Consider the following 20,993-nt stretch of genomic DNA (forward strand, 5'->3'; position numbering starts at 1 on the left):
CCGCCCGTCGCCGGCGCGGCCGGTCTATTTCCGGTTCTTGGCCAGCCAGTCCCGCATCTGCGCGATCTCCTTGTCCTGATCGGCGATGATCTGCTCGGCCAGCCGCTTGGTCTGCGGATCCTTGGCGTGCTGGAGCGCGACCTTCGCCATGGCGATGGCGCCCTGGTGATGCGGGATCATGTGGGTGCGAAAGTCGACGTCGGGGTCGCCGGTGTAGGGCACGTGCATGTCGTGCATCATCGCCATATCGGCGGCCTTGTACGCCAGGGTCGAGGCGGTATCCCCCGGCGAAGTCTTCATGGCGTCGATCATCTTCGCCATGTCGGCGTCGTGGTCGGCGTCGTGCGTGGCCGGCACGCCGCCGGCCGGAGCGTGGCCGCCGTGGTGGTGGTGGCCCGTGCCGCCGGCCAGGGCGGTGCCCGAAAGGCCGGCGGCGAGGGCGAGGGCGGCGAGGAATCGGGTCGTCGGGGTCATGCGGTCTGTCCTTGGTGGGGGTCGAGAGGAAGCGTCAGTCGAACCGGCCGCTCGCGGTCGATCCGTCCGGGGCGGTGAGCTGCACCGCGCCCTTCGGGCTCTTGGACAGCGGCACGGCGGTCGATCCCGACAGGCGGTTGGCGGCGACGGGTTCGAGGGCGATGCGGGCCGCCTTGCCGTCCACCACCAGGATCGCGGTCGCCTTGAAGCCCTTGGCCGGGACCGGCCTGGCGCCGTCGTCGGAGACGTAGACGTCGACGAACCCCTCCCCGGTCACGAGCTCGACGTGGTAGCGCCCGGCATCGGCGACGCGCCCGCCGTGGGCCCCCTTCGCCTCGTGCGCGAGGGCCGGGGTGGCGGCGAGGAGGCTTGCGGCGAGAAGACTTGCGGCGAGAAGGTTTGCCGCGAGGGCGATCGTCCGGGGTTTCATGGTCGGTCTCCGCAGGAAAAATGAGGGTGGAAGCGGCAAGCCTTCAGAACGCTTCCGCGGCGCGCGCGGTCGCGTCCTGCCGGCCGGGCGTCGCCGGGGCCCGGCTCGCACGCAGGCGTTCGAGGGGCCCGGCGCCGTAGCGCAGGAACAGCACCGGGGTCAGGACGGTGTCGAGGAGGGTGGCGCTGAGGAGGCCGCCCACGATCGTCACCGCCACCGGGTGCAAGATCTCCTTGCCGGGCGCGCCCACATCCACCAGCAGCGGCACCAGGGCGACCCCGGCCGAGAGCGCCGTCATCAGCACCGGCGTCATCCGCTCCAGGCTGGCGCGCACCACCAGCTCGCGCCCGAACGGCATCCCTTCGAGGAGGGCGAGGTTGAGGGTGTGGCTGATCTTGAGGATGCCGTTGCGCGCGGCGATCCCCGTCAGGGTGACGAACCCGATCATCGAGGCCACCGAGAGCGGCTGGCCGGCGAGCCACAGGGCGGCGACGCTGCCGATGAGCGCGAGCGGCACGTTGCCCATGATGATGAGCGCCAGGACGCCCGAGCGGTAACGGCTGTAGAGAACGGCGAAGACCAGCCCCAGGGACAGGAGCGACAGGAGGCCGATGGTGCGGCTCGCCTCCTCCTGCGCCTGGAAGGTCCCCTCCAGCCGGGCCTCGATGCCGGGGGGCAGGCCCGCCTCGGCCACCGCCCTCCGGATGGCGGCGACCACGCTCGCCATGTCGCTCCGGCCGTCGGTGTTGGCCTGGACCACCAGCCGCCGGCGCCCGTTCTCGCGAAGGATCTGGTTGGGGCCGTCGGTCTCGCGGACGTCGGCCACCTGGCGGGCCGGAACCCAGCCCGAGGGCGTCTCGATCAGGAGGTCGCCGAGCCCCTGCGTCGTGCGCACGCGCTCGGGCAGGCGCAGGACCACGTCGAAACGGCGGACGCCGTCCGCCACCGTCGAGACCACGCGGCCGTTCGAGAGCCGGCTCAGCTGCTCGACCACCGCCGCCGGCTGGACGCCGTAGAGGGCGGCACGGGTGTAGTCGACGCGGATCTCGAGCTGCGGGATCAGCACCTGGCGCTCGACCTGGAGGTCGACGAGGCCCGGGATGGCGGCCATGCGCGCGCGCAGGTCCTCGGCGATCCGGCGCAGGGCGTCGAGGTCCTCGCCGAAGACCTTGAGGGCGAGCTCGGCGCGGACCCCCGACAGCATGTGGTCGAGCCGGTGCGAGATCGGCTGGCCGACGTTGGTGGTCACCGGCAGGGCGGCCAGACGGGCGCGGATGTCGGCGACCAGCGCCTCCTTGGGACGCCGCGCGTCCTTGAGCGCGATCTCGATGTCGGAGGAATGGACGCCCTCGGCGTGCTCGTCGAGTTCGGCCCGGCCGGTGCGGCGTCCCACGGTGGCGACGTCCGGCATCTCCAGGAGCAGCTTCTCCGCGATCAGTCCGACCCGGTTGCTCTCGGCCAGCGAGATCCCCGGCCTGAACGTCATGGTGACGGTGAACGAGCCCTCGTTGAACGGCGGCAGGAAGGTGCGCGGGAGGTGCCGGGCGGTCAGGCCGGCCGCCGCCACCGCCGCCAGGACGGCGCCGACCAGCGCGCCCTGGTGCCGGAAGGCGAGCCCGAGCAGGGCCGCGTTGGCGCGCTTGAGCCCCCGGATGAGCCCGCTCTCGCGGTGGCCGAGGCTCTTCAGGGACGGCAGCAGGTAGGAGGCCATCACCGGCGTCAGGGTCACCGACACGCACAGGCTCGCCAGGATCGAGACGATGTAGGCCTGCCCCAGGGGCGCGAACAGGCGACCTTCGATGCCCGACAGGGCGAACAGCGGCACGAACACCAGGACGATGATCGCGGTGGCGTAGACGATGCCGGAGCGGACCTCGTTGGAGGCGGAGACGACCACGTCGAAGACCGAGTGCGGGGATCCGGCCGCACGGTTCTCGCGCAGCCGGCGAAAGATGTTCTCCACGTCGACGACGGCATCGTCGACGAGTTCGCCGACGGCGATGGCGAGCCCGCCCAGCGTCATCGTGTTGATCGACAGCCCGAGCAGATGGAACACCACCGCCGTGGTCAGGATCGAGACGGGAATCGCGGTGAGCGAGATCGCGGTGGTGCGCAGGTTGAGGAGGAAGGCGAACAGGACGAGTCCCACCACGGCCACGGCCTCCAGGAGCACCGCCTCGACGTTGGCGATGGAGGCGGCGATGAAATCGGCCTGGCGGAACACGATCCGGTCGGCCCTGATTCCGCCGGGCAGGGTGGCCGTCACCTCGGTGAGCGCCGCCTCGATGGCGCGGGTGAGCGCCACCGTGTCGACGTCGGGCTGCTTTTCCACCGAGACGACCACCGCCGGCCGGCCCTGGTAGCCGCTGTCGCCGCGCTTGACCTTGGCGGCGAAGGACACCTCCGCCACCTGGCGCAGGTGGACCGGCACGCCGCCCGCCGTCGCCACGACGAGGCTGCGAAGGTCGTCCAGGCTCATGGTCCTGGCGATGGTGCGGATCAGGTACTCGCGGGAAGACTGGTCGGTGAAGCCGCCGCCGGCATTGGTGCCGAACTGCGCCAGCGCCGCCTCGAGTTGCGCGTTGGTCACGCCGAGGGCGCGCATCGCGGCCGGGTTCGGGCCGACCCGGAACTGGCGGACCTCGCCGCCCATGGGGATCACCTGCGCCACGCCGGGAATGGACAGGAGGCGGGGCCGCAGCACGAAGTCGGCGGCCTCGCGCACCTCCATCGGCGAGGCGGTCTCGCTCGTCATCGCGACGAGGAGGATCTGGCCCATGATCGAGGAGACCGGCCCCATCTGCGGGGTGGTGCCGGGGGGAAGCTGGTCGCGCACCAGGGCCAGCCGTTCGGCGACCTGCTGGCGGTTGCGGAAGATGTCGGTGCCCCAGTCGAACTCGATCGTGACGATCGACAGCCCGACGCCGGAGACCGAGCGCACCCGGCCCACGCCCGGCAGGCCGTTCATCCGGGTCTCGATGGGGTAGGTGACGCGCTGCTCCACGTCCGGCGGCGCCAGGCCCTCGGCCTCGGTCATGACCGTGACGGTCGGCTTGTTGAGGTCGGGGAAGACGTCCACCGGCAGCCGCGTCACCGTCACCGCGCCGTAGGCGACGAGCACCGCGGCGATGGCGAGCACCAGGAGGCGGTTGCGCAGGGACTGCGCGACGAGGAACGCGAACATGGCTCAGGGTCCCCACGGACATCGGTGCGTCGTCTCGCGACGCGGATCGTTCTGCGAAAGTCTGGTGGATCGACGCATCGATGTCCGTGGGAGCCCTAGCGAACCTGGTCGAGGAGTTCGGCGCCGAGCGTCACCACGCGCCGGCCGGGCCCGATGCCCTCGGCCACCAGCACGCGGGCGGCGTCCAGCGGCGCGACGCGCACGGGGCGGGCCGTGAACCGCTCGGCGGTGGTGTGCTCGTAGACGATGTCCTGGCCGTTGCCCGCGCGAACGACGCTGGCGCGGGGCAGGGCGACGCCGCCCTGCTCGGCGTCGGTGGCCGCCAGCACCGTCACGAACTGCCCGATCCGCAGGCCGGCGGTGTCGCCCCGGACCGCGAACTGCACGGGGATGGCCTGGTTGCGGTCGGAGAGGCCCGAGCCGCGGTAGGCCAGCGCGAGGCTGCGGCCATCCGCCAGGCGGGCGCTGGCATCCTTTTCGGTGGTCAAGGCGTCGAAGCTGAGGGCCTCCACCCACAGGCGGGTTGGATCGACGATCTGGAACACCATCGCCCCGGGGCTCGCCATCTGCCCGGCGACCGCCGCGGCCTGGGCCACGACGCCGTCCACCGGCGCCACCAGGGCCTCCGGCTCGCGCCGGGCCGTGTCGAGGGCCGCGCGGCGGTCGCGCAGGCCGGCGAGCTCGGCGCGGGCGTCGTCGAGCTGCGTCTGCGCCACCGCACCGGTGGCGGCGAGCCGCCCGAACCGGTCCACGCGACGGGCCACGATGGCGATCTGCTGGTCGAGCTCGCCCTGGCGCTGGCGCATGTCGGAGACGTCGATCGCCTGCACCGGCGGCGCGACGAGGGCGAGGACGTCGCCTTTCCTCACCGGCGACCCCAGCCGCGGGAACAGGCCGGAGGGCGGCGGAGCGATGCGCCCGCCGATGGACGATTGCACGACGCCGCTGGCGTCGGGATCGGGGATGACGCGCCCGGGCAGCTCGACGGTACGCCGGAAGCGCGCCGATTCGGTCATGGCGGTCTCCACCCCCAGGAGGTGCTGCGTCGGCTTGGGCACGAAGACGCTGCCGTCGGGCAGGCGCTGGGCGAGGTCGGTAGCGGCCTGCCGGGGTGGGCTCAGCGCCGCCCCCCGGGCGAGGCCCGCGCCCTCGTCGCCCCCGGCCGCCAAGGCCGCCGTGCCGACGAGGACCGTGACCGCCACGGCCACCGCCGCCACCGCCGGGGCCGATCGCCGCCCGCCGGCGACGAGCAGGAGCAGGACGCCGAGGAGGAAACCGGCGGCGGCGGCCGTCACCACCGCCGGATCCTTGAGCGCGAAACGCTCCCTCAGGTCCTCGACGGCGGCCAGGAACCGCCGCGGGGGCGTCGGGGCGGGCGCCGCCCCCTCCCCCGGCCCGGCACCCGGGATGTCGAGGCTGAGGGTGAGCACGTCGAGCCCGGCCTCGGTGGCGACCGTGGCGATCAGGTCGTGGCGTCCGGGCTTGGCCAGCCATGGGGCAGACAGGGTGTAGACGCCCGGTCCCGCCGGTTCGGCGACACCGGGGCCGTCCGGCGTCTCGATCTCGACGGTGGCGCCGGAGACCGGCCGGTTCGTGCGGAACCCATCGAGGAAGATCACGAGTCGGCCGTCGCGGGGCATCGCCACGAGTTCCACCGTGTCCGAGGCGGCCTCGGCGCGGGGGCCCATCGTCCGGGTGACCGGCGGGGGCGGGGCGGCATGGTCGTGCCCCTCGTGCGCCGGCGCGGGACTGGGGACGAGGACGGCAAGCAGCATCGCCGCGCCAAGGGCGGCGGCCGAACGGGCGGACATGGGAAATCCCTCGCGTTGCAACGCCGGCCGGGCATCCGCCGAGGCGAAGGCCGGCCGTCAGACAGCACGCAGCGTCTGCGTGCGCGTTACGCGAGCGTTCTGGGTGGTTTGCGCAGGGATTCCGGCCCGACGCACCGCAAGGCGGCGCAATCCGGTGGCCATACGGCGACGGGGCGCGCGACCCGATAGGGGAGCGTCACCTGGGCCGGCAGGATGCAGGGCACGCAGCAGGCGAGACGGCCACAGCAGGAGCCGTCGCAGCCCGGACGTTTTTGGCCGTCGGCGTCCTGTGTTCCCCGCGAGGCGATCGCCGCCGCCATGCCGGGCTGGGTCGCCACGGCAAGGAAAACATCCGGCGCCGGTTCGGCGATCCGCGCCGAGACCGTGACCCCGTGATCGTGGCCTGCATGGGCCTGCGCCGCGGACGGCAGCGCGCTGGCGACGATCGCGAGGATCATCGCGGCTATCAGGCAGACGATGTGCCGATCGACGCGCATGCGGTCGGCATACACCGATTCCGGGGGGCGGGAAACGTCTGTCGTCCCGCCGCGGCGTCTCGGTGCGAGGATGGTTGAACGGTCCCTAACGGTCGTGGCCCCGGTGCGGGGTCAGCCGTGACGGTCGATGCGGCGCAGCGCGACGATGGTCTCGCGCAGCCAGCGTTGCCCGGGCACCTCGTCGTTCGAGGCGTGCCAGATCATTGAGATCGCCACGTCCGGCAGGGCGATCGGCGCGGGGCTCACGGCCAGTCCCATGGCGTCGCCGAAGAAGCGCGCCAGCCGCGAGTGCATGGTGGCGATGACCGGCGCCTCCCGGACGACGAAGGGCATGACCGTGAAGCGCGGTGAGGTCATCGCGATCACACGCGTCCGGCCGATCTTGGCCAGCGCGTCGTCCACGACGCCGTGGGCGCTCTCCACGAGGCTCGTCAGCACGTGGGGCAGCCGCAGGTAGTCCTCGAGGGAGATCGGCGGCGTCACCCCCACCAGCTCGGCGTTGAAGACGCACAGGTACGTCTCCTTGTTGAGGATGCGCCGCTTGTGGTGGGTCTGCCCCTGCTCGAAGATGCCGATCCCCAGGTCGACCCGCCCGCTGTCGAGGTCATCGAGGATGCGGTTCCGGTCGACCGTGCGCAGCAGGAGCTTCACGCCCGGCGCGACGGCGCGCAGGTGGGCGACGAGGTGGGGCATGAGCAGCACCTCCGTCGAGTCGGGAATGCCGAGGGAGAAGGTGACGTCGGCGGTGGCCGGGTCGAAGGCGGACGGCGGCGCGGTGATCGCCTGGATCTGGGCGAGCGCCGCCTGCATCGGGCCGACGAGGGCCAGCGCGCGCGGCGTCGGCCGCATGCCGTCCGGTGCCCGCGTCAGGAGTTCGTCCGAGAAGGTCGTGCGCAGGCGCCCGAGAGCATGGCTCATCGCCGACTGGCTGATTCCGATCCGCGCCGCGGCCCGCGTGACGCTCCGCTCCGCCAGCAGGGCGTCGAGGGCGACCAGGAGATTGAGATCGAGTTTGGCAAGATGCACATGGTCGATGCGCATTATGAAATCGATCCATTTGATTCATGAAATGGTGCGATGCACATTCAGCCTCACGAAGCGACGGGACGCCCGCCGCACCGCTCGAGGATAAAGCACATGTCCAACCGTCAGGTCTCTCTCTTCACCGCCGCCGCCATCGCGCTGACCACCTTCGCCAGCGCCGCCGTCGCCGCCGAGCCCACCGTCGGCGAGAAGACCACCGGCGCCAAGACCACCGGTGCAATGACGCTGGCGACCCTGGGCCGGGCCACCAACGGCACCCAGGTCGCCCGCCAGGGCGGCTTCGCCAGCGCCGGCGCCGTCCAGTGGATCCAGGCTCCCATCGCCGAGTCCGCCATCGTGAAGACCCCCATCGCGAAGGTCAGCGCCGCCGCGCAGGCTTTCTAAGGTGGCCTCCCATCCCGACCGCCGCCCGCCCCACACGGCGGGCGGTCCATCGCGTTCCACGACGCCTTAGGCCGCCGCGACTCTTCGGGTCGCGCGGCCTTTGCTGCATGGCGGTCACGGTGCGAGCGCCCGCCGCATGCGGGCCGCGGTTCGAGCACCGGCCCCCGCCCTCAGAACCCCGTGACGATCCGGCCGTAGGTGGTCTCGGCGAAGGCGTAGATCTGGGCGCCGATGAACGAGCTGGTGATCAGGAGCATCAGCAGAATCACCACGATCTTGGGCACGAAGGTGAGCGTCACCTCCTGGATCTGGGTCAGCGCCTGGAGCAGGGCCACCAGGATGCCCACCAGCATCGCCGCGCCGATGGCGGGGCCGGCGCCGATGATCACGGTCCAGATCGCGCCGCGCACGAGTTCGAGGGCGTCGACCTCGTTCATGATGGCCCGTCCTTTCGCGGCCGGCGGCCGATGTCGCCCTCCGTCCTTGTCACGGGGCGCGGGAGAAGGAAACCGCGGGCCTCCCCTCCCCATCCCCTCAGGAGACGGTGATGCCCTCGGACAGGAGCAGGCTGCGCCCGTCGGTGAACTTGGCGAGCGCGCCCTCGCTGGTGACCACCACCGAGTTGACCTGACCGGAGACGGTGCCGTCGGCCGAGGTCACGGTGCGGCCGATGATCTGGTCGGCCTGGGAGAGGAAGCTCGAGGCGAGTAGGTCGTCGAGCTTCTTGTTGGTGGCGGCGGTCTGCTCGACCTGCGACAGCGTCGCGATCTGGCCGATGTATTCGGTGGAATCCATCGGCTTGGTCGGGTCCTGGTTCTTCAGCTGCGTGACCAGCAGCGTCAGGAACGTGTCCGCGTTGAGCGAGGCGGCAAAGCCGCTGGCGGTCTTGGCGGCCGCACCGGTCTTGGCGGCCGTGGCGGTGCTCGTCGCCGGCTGGGCGGAGGTGGCGCTGGTGACGTCCATGGGTCGTGGTGCCTTCGTTTCGGGTGCCGGCGGTCAGGCCGGCTGGTCCTGGAGAGTGGCGCTCCCCCGGCTTGGCCGGCGGGCGGAGGCGGGGGCCGCGGCGGTATTGGGCACGGCGGCGGTGTTGGGCGCGGCGATGATCGCGGCCTCGGTCCGGTAGAGCCCGCGGATCAGCTTGAGCGCCTCGATCAGGCGACCGGCTTCCACGAGGGCGTGCGCCGCGACAATGCCCTCGCGGATCTCGGCCTGCGTCACCGCGCCGAGGAGGCCGGCGTGGAGGCCGTGGAACACCTCCCGCGCCCGGGCGGCCTCGGCCGGCTCGATCAGGATCGTCTGAACCGAGAAATAGAGCTGGCGCAGGGGCGTGGTCGCCTCGTCCGCGTGGAGGACGTGGTTCTCCAGGAGGAAGGTGGCGTCGTTGAGGAGCTCGATCGAGACCTTGCGGTCGACCCGCAGCACGGCGCCGTTGATGTAGACGCGCTCGCCCGCGCGCAGCGAGAGATGCATCGCCTTGCTCACCGCAGGCCGTCCCGCACCGAGGTGTTCACCTCGATCAGGGCGGCGAGGCTGCGGTCGGGGGTGCTCAACACCGCGCCGCTCTCGCGCATGCTCCACAGGCCCACCGAGACGAGGTCGCCGCGCAGGGCCTCGGGCAGGGCGTTGTCGGGGCTGCACAGGTCGTCGATCAGGACGGCCCAGAGGTTCTGCAGGAAGCTCGCCGCCGCCTGCCGGTCCTTCTGGGCCGCGTCGGGGCGCCCGGCGATGTGCAGGAGGTCGAGGGCCCGGTCGAAGGCGGCGAGTTCGCGCTGGCGCCCGATCTCGGGGGCGTCGTCCAGGATCTCGGCGTAGGAGAATTGATACATGGTCGGGGACGCCTCGTGTGTCCTGTCCTTGGCCGGCCGCCGCGGACGGCGGCTGGGGGACGCGATGTCGGTAGGGCGATGGTCGGGGAACGATCAGAGGTAGTTGACCAGGCTGAGCTGCCGTAGCTCGGAGGTCAGGGAATAGGAGATCTGGACCTGGGTGGTGAGCTGGTCGATCCGCGTCTTGGCCTCGGCGGTGTCCACGCTCTCCATGTCGCGGATCTGCTTGGCCAGGAGGGTCTGCTGCGCCTCGAGCCGGCCGTTGGCGTCGGCGATCGCCGCCTGCGAGCGGCCGAGGTTGGCCTGCAGCGTCACGAGGCTGGCGCTGGCCGAGCCGAGCAGCCCGGCGATCCGCCCGGCCATCACGTCCTGCACCTCCGCGGAGAAGTGCGACAGGTCGAGGTCGGAGGCGAGGACATGGGCCTTGGCCAGATCGCGGAACGCGGCGGCGTTGGCGCTCGTCGAGGTCTCCACGGTCTCGTTGCGGGAGATCCGGCTCTGGATGGTGCCGTCGGAGGCCGCCGACCAGTTCGCCCCCCAGGACGCATCGTCGAACAGGGCGTCGAAGGCGCCCCCGGGGGCGAGGAAGGCGGCCATCTGCGCGCCCGTGGCCGTGGCGAGGCCGGCGCTGCCGCGTGCACCGAACGTGCTCGTGAAGGCCAGATCGACCGCGGCCTTGGCGGTTCCGCCGTAGGCCTTCATCGGCGTCTCGAGGGTGTTGGTGCCCCCGAAGATCGACTGGCCGCCGGCGGTGGTGTTGAGGGCGGCGGTGAGGGAGGCCAGCCGCGAGGCGGCGGTGTCGGCGATCACCCTGGCGCGCTGGTCGGGCGGCGCGCCGGTGATGGCGGCGAGCGCCGTGTCGGTGTCGGCCTGGATCTGCTGCAGGATGGTCTGGGTCGAGCTGAGGCGCAGGCCGGTGATGTCGTTGCCGTCGCGCAGCGCCGTGAGCTCGGCCGAGGTCTGGCGCAGGCTCAGGGCGACGCCGGTGCGGCTGCCGAGCGTCAGGCCCATGTCGGCGTGCCGGCCGGTGACGAGCTCCTTGTTGGCGCTCGCGATCTCGGACTGCATGCGGGCGACCCCCGTGCGCGGGGTGTTCCAGAGGCTGGCGGTGGAGATGGCGTTGGTTCTCATGGGGTCTATCGCACCACGTCCATCAGGGTCTTCAGGAGTTGGTCCACCACCGAGATCAGGCGGGCCGAGGCGGTGTAGGATTGTTCGAGCTGCAGGATGCGGGCGGTCTCGTCGTCGACGTTGACGCCCACCGCGTTCGAATAGGCCTCGCCCGCCCGCGACAGCAGGGTCGACTGGTAGTCGGCTTCCGAGGTGGCGAGCTTGCGCTCGTTGGACAGCCAGCCCGCCGACGCCGCGGCGAAGGACTGCAGGGTGAGCACGCCGGTGATCTGGGTGCCGGGATCGAAGGCGCGGGCGGTGCCCAGCGCCGATGCGAGGTCGCGCAGGCGCCCGTCGAAGGCGGCCTCGGTCCCCGGGTTGGCGCGGAAGGCCGGCCCGTTCATGCCGCCGTCGCGCAGGGTGTCGAGGCTGCCGCCGGTCCTGGGGTCCACCGCCGCGTTGATGCGGATCGCGGCGGCGAGGCCCAGGGTGGCCGAGGCAGCCCCGCCCGGGACGAGGCCGCTGGTTCCGTCCGAGAACAGGCCCGCGCGACGGACCGGGCCGGCGCCGAGGTCGCCGGTCTCCGCGAAGGCGTCGACCAACGCGCCGGCCATGGCGTCGAGCTGGCTCTCGTAGCGCACCGCCACGGTGTCGCGCAGGGCCGCCAGGCCGGCGATGCGCCCGGACTGCACCGGCATCGGCGAGTTGGCGCCCGTCACCGGCACCCCGTCCGCCATGACGCTGTTGCCCACGGTGCCGGCGGTGAATCCCACCGTCTCGGCGAAGGTGACGCGCCGGGCGGTGCGGTCGAACAGCGGCACGCCGCTGTCGGTGTAGATCGCCATGTCGTCGCCCGGGCGCGACACCGTGGTGATGCCGATCTCCTCGGACAGGGCACCGAGGATGCGGTCGCGGTCGTCGAGGGCGTCGGTGACGTCGGCGCCGTTGGCGCTGCCGCGGGTCACCGCGCCGTTGGCCACGGCGAACTGGGAGAGCAGGTCGCTGATCCGCGTCACGGAGGCGCCGAGCGCCGTGTCGGCGTCGGCGCGCACCGTATGGACCGCATCCGCCGCGGCGTTGAGGCTGAGGGCGAGGTCGCGGGCGCTCTCCACCGCCTCGCGGGCGAGCTGGCCGTCGTCGGGCCGGTTGGCCGCGGCCTGGAGGGCGGCGTTGAGGCTGCCCAGGCGCGCGGCCGGGGAGGTCGGGTCGTCGGTGTCGCCCACCGTCCGGCTCAGGCTGTCGAGCCCGGCGCTCACCGCTCCGGCGGCGGCCGCATCGGAGGTGCTCAGGAGCTTCCTCGCGAACAGGGCGTCGTCGGTGGCCCGCTGGATCACCACGGCGGTGGTGCCGCCGCCGGTGACGAGGGTGGCGATCTTGCGCGAATAGTTCGGGTCGTCGGCCCCCGTGGTGTTGCGGGAGGCCGCCGCGATCTGGCTCGAGGTCGCGGAGAGCGAGGCGCGGGCGTTGTTGAGGGCGAGGGACAGGCCCATCGTCGGTATCCTGGGGCACGGATGGTGCGGGACGCGCCGGCCGGCGCGTCCCGTGACGGTGCGAGGCGGGCGCCGCCTGGCGGGCGGCGATCCCGTCAGCGCTTGAGGTTCATCAGGGTGTCGAGCATCTCGTCGCCGGTCATGAAGACCTTCGAGTTGGCGGTGTAGATCGTCTGCGATTCGATCATGCTGGTGAGTTCGGTGCTGACGTCGACGCTCGACTGCTCGAGGGCACCGGCCTGGATCGATCCGAGGCCGCCGAGCTTGGCGAACCCGATCTGGAGGTTGCCGGACTCGTTGGTGGGCCGGAAGATGTTGCCGGCCCGCGGCTCGAGCTCGTCGGGGCTCGCCACGTTGGCCAGCGGAACCTTGAAGGCGGCGACCTTGCTGCCGTCCTCGTAGAGCGCGAAGACGGTGCCGTCGGCACCGAATTCCGAGCCCGTCACCGCGGACGGCGCCTGGCCGTCGGCCTGCCCCTTGACGTCGTAGGGGGAGCCGAGCTGGGTCACGGTGGACATGTCGAGGGTGAACGGCCCGCCGTTCGGGATCGTGAAGGAGGCCGCCGCCGGGCCGGCGATCCGGCCGTTGGCGCCGAAGGTCAGGGTCGTGGTGTCGAGCGGCGTGCCGGGGAAGCTCGCCGGGGCGGCGGCATCGTAGACGCTGGCCGACCAGGTGTTGGCCCCGGTCTTGGCGAGGTAGATGTCGAGGGTGACCTTGCGCCCGACGTTGTCGAAGGTCACGAGCGAGGTCTTCTTGGAGTAGTCGCTGCCGGCGGGCGTGGCCACCTGCGGCGGCGCGAGCACGGCCCCGTCGACGGGCAGGTTGCCCGAGAAGCTGCCCTCGGTGGTCGGGGTGGCCTTGGCGCTGAACGAGGTGAGGTTCACCGGCACCATCCCCTCGGTGCTGTTGAGCGCGGGGTTGGGCTCGCCGTTGGCCAGGCTGTAGCCCATCAGGGTGAAGCCGGCGGAATTGACGAAGTTCTTGGTCTCGCCGTCCATCACGAAGTTGCCCGCGCGGGTCAGCGCGACCACCGCGTTGTCGTCCTGCACCACGAAGAAGCCGTTGCCCTGGATGGCGAGGTCGCTCTTCGAGGTGGTGAAGGAGATCGGGCCTTCCTTGCTGATCTCGTTGCGGATCGTGGTCTGGACCGCGCCGGAGTTGTAGTTGGTCGCCGAGTTGCCCTCGATGAGCAGCGAGGAGAACTCGGCCGACGTGCGCTTGTAGCCCGTCGTGCTCGAGTTCTGGATGTTCTCGGCCACCGTGGAGATGCGGTTGGACTGGGCGTTCATGCCGGACACGCCGGTTCGCAGGACGGAGATCAGGCTCATGGGGTTACCTCTTGAAATCGTTCGGCCGCTTGGCGGGCACTAGAGGGAGATTCGCTTGCGCGGGGCTTGGCGGGGCTTGGCGGGGACTGGCCTTGGGCGTCTTGGAGACGGGGTTCGGGGCATCGCGCGCGGTTCTTCAGCCGCGCAGCGACTGGGCGAGCTCGAGGAAGGCGTCCTCGCTCGGGGCCATGTGCGGCTCCTGGCGCAGGCCCTCGTAGATCCGGGGCACCAGCAGGATCGCCTGATCGAGCTCGGGGTCCTCCCCGGCGCGGTAGCCGCCCATCAGGCGCAGATCGCGGGTCTCCTCGAAGCGGGCCATCATCGCCTTGAGCCGGCGCACGAGTTCGCGCTGCTCGGGCGTCCAGACCTCGCCGGCCAGGCGCGAGATCGAGCCGAGGAGATCGATCGCCGGATAGCGGCCCTGCTCGGCGATGCCCCGGTCGAGGACCACGTGCCCGTCGAGCGTGCCGCGGATGCTGTCGGCCACGGGATCGTTGTGGTCGTCCCCGTCCACGAGGACGGCGAAGATGCCGGTGATGCTCCCGCTCGCCCCGGGCCGGTCGAGGCCCGGCCCCGCCCGTTCGAGGAGGCGCGGCAGGTCCGAGAACACGCTCGGCGGATAGCCGCGCGCCACCGCCGGCTCGCCGGCAGCCAGCGCCACGTCGCGGGCGGCATGGGCGTAGCGGGTCACCGAATCGACGATGAGCAGCACCGCCTCGCCCCGGTCGCGGAACGATTCGGCGATGGCCATGGCGACCTTGGGCGCCTGGCGGCGCATCATCGGGCTCTCGTCGCCGGTGGAGACCACGATGACGGCACGGTCGCGGCTGGCGGCCATGGCGCCGTCGAGGAACTCGCGGACCTCGCGGCCGCGCTCGCCCACCAGGGCGACCACGACGCTGTCGAACCCCTGCGCCCGCGCCAGCATCGCGAGCAGGGTCGACTTGCCGACGCCCGAGCCGGCGAAGACGCCGATGCGCTGGCCGAAGCACAGCGGCGTGAACAGGTCGAAGGCGCGCACCCCGGTGCGCAGGGCGTCCCGCACCCGCGCCCGCTCCATCGCCGGGGGCGGCGAGGCGTCCACCGGCACCGCCACCGGGCCGGGGGCGAGCGCGCCGCCGCCGTCGACGGGGCGGCCCAGCGCGTCGATGACCCGGCCCTTCCAGCTCTGGTCGGGCCGCAGCACCGGGTCGCCGAGGCGGAAGGCGGGGGTGCCGATGCCGGCCTCGATGCGCGAGGCGAACGGCTTGAGCGTGACGCCGCCGGCATCCACCCGCACCACCTCGGCCACCTCCTCGCGGCCGCCGGCCGAAAAGCCCATCCGGTCGCCGAGCCTGACGAAGGCGCCCACGCCCGCCACCCGAGCGGAGCTGGCGGTGACCTCCTGGATCGTGCCGCCGATGCGCACCAGCGGCAGGGCCTCGCGCCCGCTCTCCAGGGCCGCCCCGAGGCGGTCGATGGCATCGCCTTGCATCGGCCTAACCCTGCGGGCTGAGGGAGCGGATCGCCCCCGCGAAGGAGTTCTCGGTCTCCGAGGTCAGCGTCGCCGCGCTCTCGAAGGCCCGCTGGATGGTGATGAGCTTGGTCATCTCCATGACCGGATTGACGTTGGCGCCCTCGATATGGCCCTGGATCACGCCCATCCGGGTGAAGTCCTGGACCCGCTCGGCCGGCACGCTCGGCGACACCGCGTTGGCCTCGGCGCGGGTGAGCCTGGCCCTCGGGTCGATGGTGAACAGGCCGAGCGCGCCGACCTGATTGATGTTGGGACTCTCGCCCTGGTAGATGCTGCCGTCGCGGCCGATCTTGGGCGGGCCGGCCTGCGGATCGAGCAGCAGCGGGCCGCCGCCCGGATCGAGCACGGGCTGGCCGGACATGTTCAGCAGCTGGCCGTTGGCATCCATCTTCATGCGCCCGTCGCGGGTGTAGACGGGGCCCTTGGTGCCGCCGACGCTGAGCCAGGCGTCGCCCTGGATCGCCACGTCGAGGGGCGAGTCGGTCTTGCTGACCGGGCCGGCCCGGCGCGAGATGAAGGTGTCGCCGGCACTCGTGAAGGCGATGGGACCCTTGCTCGCCTGGGCGAGCAGGGCCTCGAAATGGGTGTCCTCCGCCCGGTAGCCGGCGGTGGAGAGGTTGGCCACGTTGTTGGCCACGGCGTTGAGGCGCTTTTCCAGGTTCACCTGGGCCGAGAGCGCGACGTAGAGTCCGTTCTGCACCGCGCTCAGCCCCGCGACCGGTTCTGGAGCGCGCTCAGGAGCAGGTCGGCATCGAGCCCCTGCGAGGCGCTGCTGCCGTCGAAGAGGGCCAGGATGGGATCGCCGGCGGTGTTGTTCTGCGCGTCCCAGATCGCGGTGAACGTTTGGATGAAGCGGTCGAGCTTGACCGGGTCCTTGAAGCTCGCGACGTCGACCTTCTCCTCGATGATCGCCGCCTGGCGGGCGATGGCCTCGGCCGAGCCGCCGTCGGGCAGGCCGAGCACGGTCTTGACCACCTGCGAGAGGGCGTCGTCGCCCAGGATGCCGAAGCCGCTGCTCACGGTCGGCGCGATGCGCGAGAAATAGAGGGCGAGGCGCACGCCGGCGTCCTCGGCGCCCGCGTCGACCTCGAGGCTCTGGCGCAGGTAGGCGTCGGTGACGCTCTTGGCCTTGGCGTCGAGGGGCAGCGCGGTGCCGAAGCCGAGGTCGAAGGCGGTCCGGCCGGGGCCCGAGAGCGCCACGTTGGCCACCGCCACCGTCCGGTTGGCGCCGGCGGGGTAGCTGACGTAGGCCGCCCCCGAGAGATCGTTGGCGGACAGGCTGTTGTAGGCCGTGGTCTCGAAGAACAGGTTGTTGCGCACGCCCAGGCCCGCCTTGACCTTGCCCTTCAGCCCGGCCTCGCCCGAGGCCTCGATCCGGGCGTTGATGGCCTCGACGATCTGCGCGCCCGAGACGGATGCCAGGTCGAGGCCCGGCCTGGCCAGGGTGTCCTTGTTGAGGACGATCGTGATCGAGCGGGTGGTCGACGCGTCGAGCTGGCTGGTGAGCGAGAAGCTGGCCTCCTTGCTGCCGGAGAAGTCGAACACGTCGGAGATGTCGAGGGCGCCGCTCAGCTGCGCCGGCGTGGTGGCGAGGCCGCTGGCCTTGGCGCCCTGCGCGAAGTCGAAGGCGCTGGCGAACGCCTTGTAGCGGCTGTCGTTGAGGCGGTTGGCGAAGCTGGTGGCGCTGGTCACGCCCTCGGTCACCACCTTGCGCATCAACGCCTTGGCGTAGGTCATCTCCTCGAGCCCCATCGCCTTCATGGCGTAGGCATAGAGGCGCTGGTCGCCGAACAGGTCGTCGACGGATTTCACCTTGCCGATGTTGGCCTCGAAGTAGGCGGTCTCGCGGGCGACGTCGGTGGTGGCGGCCTTGCGCGCCAGGGAGAGGTCGAGGTCCCGGGCGATCAGGCGGTAGCTGAAGGAGGTGTTCAGCATCGGACGGCCCCCGCGGACGCGGACGCGCCGGCGTCGGGGTGGTGGAGGGCCATGGTGCGATCCGGGTTGGCGGCAACGCCGACGGTATGATGGGGGAACGGCCGTGCCGGGGAAGGGCTCACAGCGGGGTCGGGCCGATGATGGTCTCGGAGGTCACCACCACCCAGCCCGCGCCGGTCTGGCGGATCGAGATCACGCGGCCGGCGCCGGGCAGGACGGCGCCCGGGACGATCTGCCGGAGGCCGCTGGGACCCTCCACCAGGGCGGTACCGTCGCCGACGCGGCGCAGCACGTACGGGCGCCCGGACACGGCGGCCAGGGGCGTCGCGCCCGCCTCCGCAGCGGCCGGGACGGCGCGGTCGGGCAGCGAGCCGGTGGTGAGGGGGTCGAGGTCCACCGCCGCCGTGCGGACGGGCGAGACACTCTTCTTCCAGGCGAACCCGTTGGCGATCGGCGGCACGATCTCGCGGACGTCGTAGCCGTTGGGGCTTCCGGCGATGGAGACGGCGGCCCATCCGCCGCAGACCGCGGCCAGGACGAGGCAGCCGCCGATGGCGGTGCGCTCCAGGGCCGCGTCGCGGGCCCGGCGCAGGATGGTGGCGCTGGCCGAGGGGCGGCGCACCGCGGCCTCCCTCGCCGTCGTGGCGAGGTGAGCGGCGGCGCCCTTGCGCAATCCTGGTGAGAAGGCCATCGCGGTCGACGTCCCTGTGGTATTTCCGATCATATGATTAACGGTCTCATGGTTAATGGCCCGTTAAGAGGGTGCCCTGCGGCCCATCCGGCGTCGTGGCCCTGTGCGTGCCGGCCGGCCGGCGCCGGCGCGCCTGCCGCGGACCCTATCCCCTTGTCGCCGCATGATGTTTTCGCGCCGCGGGATTCCCCTTTCGCGCCGCCTGCTGTAAGGCGCGCCTCCTGGGGCGGGAACGGAAAGACGGGCGATGACGGACGACCGTGACGGAGCGGGGCAGCACAGGGCGCTCGTCCAGCGCGGGCCCCGGCGCCAGCGGGTGATGCAGCAGGCCCGCGTCCTGTTCGGGCGCGAGACCCTGGCCTTCTGCGTGGTGCGCGACCTCTCGCGGGACGGCGCCAAGATCCGCCTCGTGCGGCCCGTCGCCCTGCCGGCGACGTTCGAGCTGATGATCGCCGCCCACGACCTGCGGGTCTTCGAGGTGGAGCTGCGCTGGCAGCGCGGCGAGTTCGCCGGCGTCGCCTTCCTGCGCCGCCTCGGCGCGGGGGCCTGACGCGATACCGCCCCCCGCCGCCCTGTGGATGGACGCGGCCGTCGCGGCGCCCTTTCGGAGGCGATGTCGCCCGGCTTAACCCGTTGCTAACGCGGACACGCCAATGTGAACACATCGGCGGCCGGTCCTGTTGGCTATAGACAAGATCACGCCGGTGACTTCGCAGTGGATAGGTCGACGAGACCTAAGACATGATGTCGTTCCACTGGTCCGGTGAAAATCCGGGATGTCAAGCGCCCGCCCTCGACTGCGCCGACACCGTTCCGGTGTCGAACGGGACGGCTGCGCTCGTGTAGGCCCGAATTCCGCGCCCTTCCCGCAAATTTCACGCTTCCGGAAAAACCCCCGCCATGACCAGCCTGCTCACCAACAATGCGGCGATGACCGCCCTGACGACCCTGAAGTCCATCAACCAGTCGCTCGACATGACGAGCAACCGGGTCTCCACGGGCCAGCGCGTCTCCACCGCCTCCGACAACGCCGCCTACTGGTCGATCGCCACCACCGTCCGCACCGACAACGCCTCGCTSGGCGCCGTGAAGGACTCCCTCGGCCTCGGCTCCTCGGCCGTSGACACCGCCTACAACGGCCTCAACAGCATCATCGGCGACCTGCAGAACATGCGCGCCAAGCTGCAGACCGCCCTGCAGCCCGGCGTCGACCGCGCCAAGGTCCAGACCGAGATCGTACCCTGGCCATCCGCCGGCAAACCCCCTAAATGCGGGCGAACGNCCGGTGTCGAACGGGACGGCTGCGCTCGTGTAGGCCCGAATTCCGCGCCCTTCCCGCAAATTTCACGCTTCCGGAAAAACCCCCGCCATGACCAGCCTGCTCACCAACAATGCGGCGATGACCGCCCTGACGACCCTGAAGTCCATCAACCAGTCGCTCGACATGACGAGCAACCGGGTCTCCACGGGCCAGCGCGTCTCCACCGCCTCCGACAACGCCGCCTACTGGTCGATCGCCACCACCGTCCGCACCGACAACGCCTCGCTSGGCGCCGTGAAGGACTCCCTCGGCCTCGGCTCCTCGGCCGTSGACACCGCCTACAACGGCCTCAACAGCATCATCGGCGACCTGCAGAACATGCGCGCCAAGCTGCAGACCGCCCTGCAGCCCGGCGTCGACCGCGCCAAGGTCCAGACCGAGATCGACGCCATCCAGGAGAAGATGAAGGCCACCGCCAACTCGTCGAACTCCAGCGGCCAGAACTGGCTCTCGGTGAACTCCGACACCGGCACCAACCCCGCCTACCAGGCCGCCCCGAARGTCATCGCCGGCTTCGCCCGCGCCACGGACGGCACCATCAACTTCTCCGAGATCACCGTCGATGTGAACGCGATCAAGCTCTACGACACCAACTCGGCCAGCGTTCAGACNCGGCTTCGCCCGCGCCACGGACGGCACCATCAACTTCTCCGAGATCACCGTCGATGTGAACGCGATCAAGCTCTACGACACCAACTCGGCCAGCGTTCAGACTGCCGCCACCGCCGCCCGGGTCACCGCCGGCCAGGCCCTCGTCGGAAAAATCGACCTGAGCGGCGGCCAGGGCGTCCGCTTTTCCATCGCCCTCGACGGTGGTGCCGCCCAGGACATCGTCCTCGACCGGGCGAGCATGGCCGCCGCCGTCCCCGACCTCGCCGCCGTCGGGGCGCCGGACATCGTGCGCGGGATCAACAACCAGATCGCGGCCAACGCCGTGCTGCGGGGCCATGTCAGGGCCAGCCTCGACGATGACGGGCGCCTGACCTTCGAGACGACTGCGGCGGGCGGCGCCAGGAGCCTCGCGATCGACCGGGCCGGCGTCGGGACGCCTGGGTCCGGGGGCAACCTCCTCGCCAACGGCGGCTTCGAGAGCGACCTGGCGGATTGGACGCTCGGGGGCAACACGTCGCTCGTCTTCACGAACGGGACGGCGCACAGCGGCGCCAAGGGCCTCGCGATGGGGACGGTCGGTGGCAGCGCCGTCCTGAGCCGGACCCTCGCGACGGTGCCCGGGGAGACCTACGTCATCGATTTCTGGCTCCGCAACGCCGGCGGGACGCCCAACCAGTTCAAGGTCTCCTGGGACAGCACGGTACTCGCCTCGCACGTCGACGTGCCGGCCCAACCCTATACGCACTACCAGTTCACCGTGACGGCGAGCGCCACCACGTCAGCCCTGGCGTTCGAGGCGCGCCAGGACCCCAGCTACTGGTATCTCGACGACATCGCCGTGACGACGTCGGGCGCCGACATCACGCTGGGGTTCGGGACCGGGGCCGCGGATCACCGAACCGGCCGTGGGACCGATGCGGTCGCCGGGGCTCGCAAGGGCATCCTCGACTCCCTCTCGGGCGGCACCTCGATCGACACCATCGACATCGGCGCCCTGCGCGGCACGGCGGGCGATGCCGCACTGAAGGCCGCGATCGCGCAGGTCGAGCGGGCGCTGGCCGAGGTGACGGACGCCGGCGCGAAGCTCGGGGCCGGCAAGACCCGGATCGACGGGCAGAAGGCCTTCGTGGGCTCGCTCATGAAGGCCAACGAGCGCACCCTCGGCATCCTGGTCGATGCCGACATCGAGGAGGAATCGACGAGGCTGAAGGCGCTTCAGACCCAGCAGCAGCTGGGCGTGCAATCCCTCGGCATCGCCAATTCGGCCAGCCAGGCGTTGCTCGCCCTGTTCCGGTGAGCGGGCCAACGCTTCACCCGCCTCGGGATCCAGCGCCGTCAAG

At 71.4% G+C, this 20,993-nt stretch carries 20 protein-coding genes and 2 pseudogenes; 5 read left to right on the top strand and 17 right to left on the bottom strand.

Annotated elements, in window-relative coordinates:
• Nucleotides 1-24 precede the first annotated feature (24 nt).
• The 6 genes from ASF39_RS02805 to ASF39_RS02830 form a co-directional block, all read right to left on the bottom strand.
• Nucleotides 25-474: a DUF305 domain-containing protein gene (locus ASF39_RS02805; protein WP_056280883.1), complete on the bottom strand. Its 450-nt coding sequence runs from the start codon at nt 472-474 to the stop codon at nt 25-27.
• Nucleotides 475-508: 34 nt separating this feature from the next.
• Nucleotides 509-904: a hypothetical protein gene (locus tag ASF39_RS02810; RefSeq protein ID WP_056280885.1), complete on the bottom strand. Its 396-nt coding sequence runs from the start codon at nt 902-904 to the stop codon at nt 509-511.
• 43 nt (nt 905-947) lie between these two features.
• A complete protein-coding gene (locus ASF39_RS02815; RefSeq protein WP_056280888.1) occupies nt 948-4,088 on the bottom strand; it encodes an efflux RND transporter permease subunit in 3,141 nt (1,046 codons plus the stop codon).
• Between the two features lie 95 nt (nt 4,089-4,183).
• Nucleotides 4,184-5,899: an HlyD family efflux transporter periplasmic adaptor subunit gene (locus ASF39_RS02820; protein ID WP_056280890.1), complete on the bottom strand. Its 1,716-nt coding sequence runs from the start codon at nt 5,897-5,899 to the stop codon at nt 4,184-4,186.
• 86 nt (nt 5,900-5,985) lie between these two features.
• On the bottom strand, nt 5,986-6,396 hold the full coding sequence (locus ASF39_RS02825) for a hypothetical protein (RefSeq protein ID WP_210168649.1): 411 nt from the start codon (nt 6,394-6,396) through the stop codon (nt 5,986-5,988).
• Nucleotides 6,397-6,507: 111 nt separating this feature from the next.
• On the bottom strand, nt 6,508-7,437 hold the full coding sequence (locus ASF39_RS02830; protein ID WP_055880113.1) for a LysR family transcriptional regulator: 930 nt from the start codon (nt 7,435-7,437) through the stop codon (nt 6,508-6,510).
• A 96-nt stretch (nt 7,438-7,533) separates the two neighbouring features.
• Between ASF39_RS02830 and ASF39_RS20930 the strand changes: the two genes are divergently transcribed.
• Nucleotides 7,534-7,824 carry a hypothetical protein gene (locus ASF39_RS20930; RefSeq protein WP_055880116.1) on the top strand — a complete coding sequence of 97 codons (291 nt, stop codon included), beginning with the start codon at nt 7,534-7,536 and terminating at the stop codon, nt 7,822-7,824.
• Nucleotides 7,825-7,994: 170 nt separating this feature from the next.
• Here the strand turns inward: ASF39_RS20930 and ASF39_RS02840 are convergent, their stop codons facing one another.
• The 11 genes from ASF39_RS02840 to ASF39_RS02890 form a co-directional block, all read right to left on the bottom strand.
• Nucleotides 7,995-8,261: a flagellar biosynthetic protein FliQ gene (locus tag ASF39_RS02840; protein WP_055880118.1), complete on the bottom strand. Its 267-nt coding sequence runs from the start codon at nt 8,259-8,261 to the stop codon at nt 7,995-7,997.
• 97 nt (nt 8,262-8,358) lie between these two features.
• A complete protein-coding gene (gene flgD, locus ASF39_RS02845; protein WP_055880121.1) occupies nt 8,359-8,787 on the bottom strand; it encodes a flagellar hook assembly protein FlgD in 429 nt (142 codons plus the stop codon).
• A gap of 33 nt (nt 8,788-8,820) precedes the next feature.
• Complete coding sequence (gene flbT, locus ASF39_RS02850) at nt 8,821-9,294, bottom strand: flagellar biosynthesis repressor FlbT (protein WP_055881196.1); 474 nt, start codon at nt 9,292-9,294, stop codon at nt 8,821-8,823.
• 8 nt (nt 9,295-9,302) lie between these two features.
• On the bottom strand, nt 9,303-9,650 hold the full coding sequence (gene flaF / locus ASF39_RS02855; RefSeq protein ID WP_055880123.1) for a flagellar biosynthesis regulator FlaF: 348 nt from the start codon (nt 9,648-9,650) through the stop codon (nt 9,303-9,305).
• Nucleotides 9,651-9,743: 93 nt separating this feature from the next.
• Complete coding sequence (locus ASF39_RS02860) at nt 9,744-10,781, bottom strand: flagellar hook-associated family protein (protein ID WP_055880126.1); 1,038 nt, start codon at nt 10,779-10,781, stop codon at nt 9,744-9,746.
• A gap of 5 nt (nt 10,782-10,786) precedes the next feature.
• Nucleotides 10,787-12,250, bottom strand: coding sequence for a flagellar hook-associated protein FlgK (gene flgK / locus ASF39_RS02865; RefSeq protein WP_056280893.1), 1,464 nt, complete (start codon nt 12,248-12,250; stop codon nt 10,787-10,789).
• A 95-nt stretch (nt 12,251-12,345) separates the two neighbouring features.
• Nucleotides 12,346-13,578, bottom strand: coding sequence for a flagellar hook protein FlgE (locus ASF39_RS02870; RefSeq protein ID WP_056280894.1), 1,233 nt, complete (start codon nt 13,576-13,578; stop codon nt 12,346-12,348).
• Nucleotides 13,579-13,714: 136 nt separating this feature from the next.
• Nucleotides 13,715-15,052, bottom strand: a complete 1,338-nt coding sequence (gene fliI, locus ASF39_RS02875; protein WP_056280895.1) for a flagellar protein export ATPase FliI — start codon at nt 15,050-15,052, stop codon at nt 13,715-13,717.
• 4 nt (nt 15,053-15,056) lie between these two features.
• Complete coding sequence (flgF, locus tag ASF39_RS02880) at nt 15,057-15,794, bottom strand: flagellar basal-body rod protein FlgF (RefSeq protein ID WP_056280897.1); 738 nt, start codon at nt 15,792-15,794, stop codon at nt 15,057-15,059.
• Between the two features lie 5 nt (nt 15,795-15,799).
• Nucleotides 15,800-17,029 (bottom strand): DUF1217 domain-containing protein, encoded by a 1,230-nt coding sequence (locus tag ASF39_RS02885; protein WP_056280899.1) that lies wholly within the window; start codon nt 17,027-17,029, stop codon nt 15,800-15,802.
• A gap of 118 nt (nt 17,030-17,147) precedes the next feature.
• Nucleotides 17,148-17,720, bottom strand: coding sequence for a hypothetical protein (locus ASF39_RS02890; RefSeq protein ID WP_082494303.1), 573 nt, complete (start codon nt 17,718-17,720; stop codon nt 17,148-17,150).
• Between the two features lie 247 nt (nt 17,721-17,967).
• Here ASF39_RS02890 and ASF39_RS02895 point away from each other — a divergent pair, with 247 nt between their 5' ends.
• From ASF39_RS02895 to ASF39_RS21600, 4 genes and pseudogenes are all read left to right on the top strand, one after another.
• Nucleotides 17,968-18,270, top strand: coding sequence for a PilZ domain-containing protein (locus ASF39_RS02895; RefSeq protein ID WP_056280900.1), 303 nt, complete (start codon nt 17,968-17,970; stop codon nt 18,268-18,270).
• Between the two features lie 350 nt (nt 18,271-18,620).
• Nucleotides 18,621-19,001 (top strand): annotated as a pseudogene (locus ASF39_RS20145) (flagellin); the annotation flags it as partial.
• Nucleotides 19,002-19,089: 88 nt separating this feature from the next.
• Nucleotides 19,090-19,652: pseudogene (locus tag ASF39_RS20935) on the top strand (flagellin); the annotation flags it as partial.
• Between the two features lie 566 nt (nt 19,653-20,218).
• Nucleotides 20,219-20,950 (top strand): flagellin, encoded by a 732-nt coding sequence (locus ASF39_RS21600; protein WP_244472257.1) that lies wholly within the window; start codon nt 20,219-20,221, stop codon nt 20,948-20,950.
• The last annotated feature ends 43 nt before the right edge of the window (nt 20,951-20,993 follow it).

Origin of the sequence: Methylobacterium sp. Leaf108, from assembly GCF_001423265.1 — a bacterium.
Lineage (GTDB): Bacteria > Pseudomonadota > Alphaproteobacteria > Rhizobiales > Beijerinckiaceae > Methylobacterium.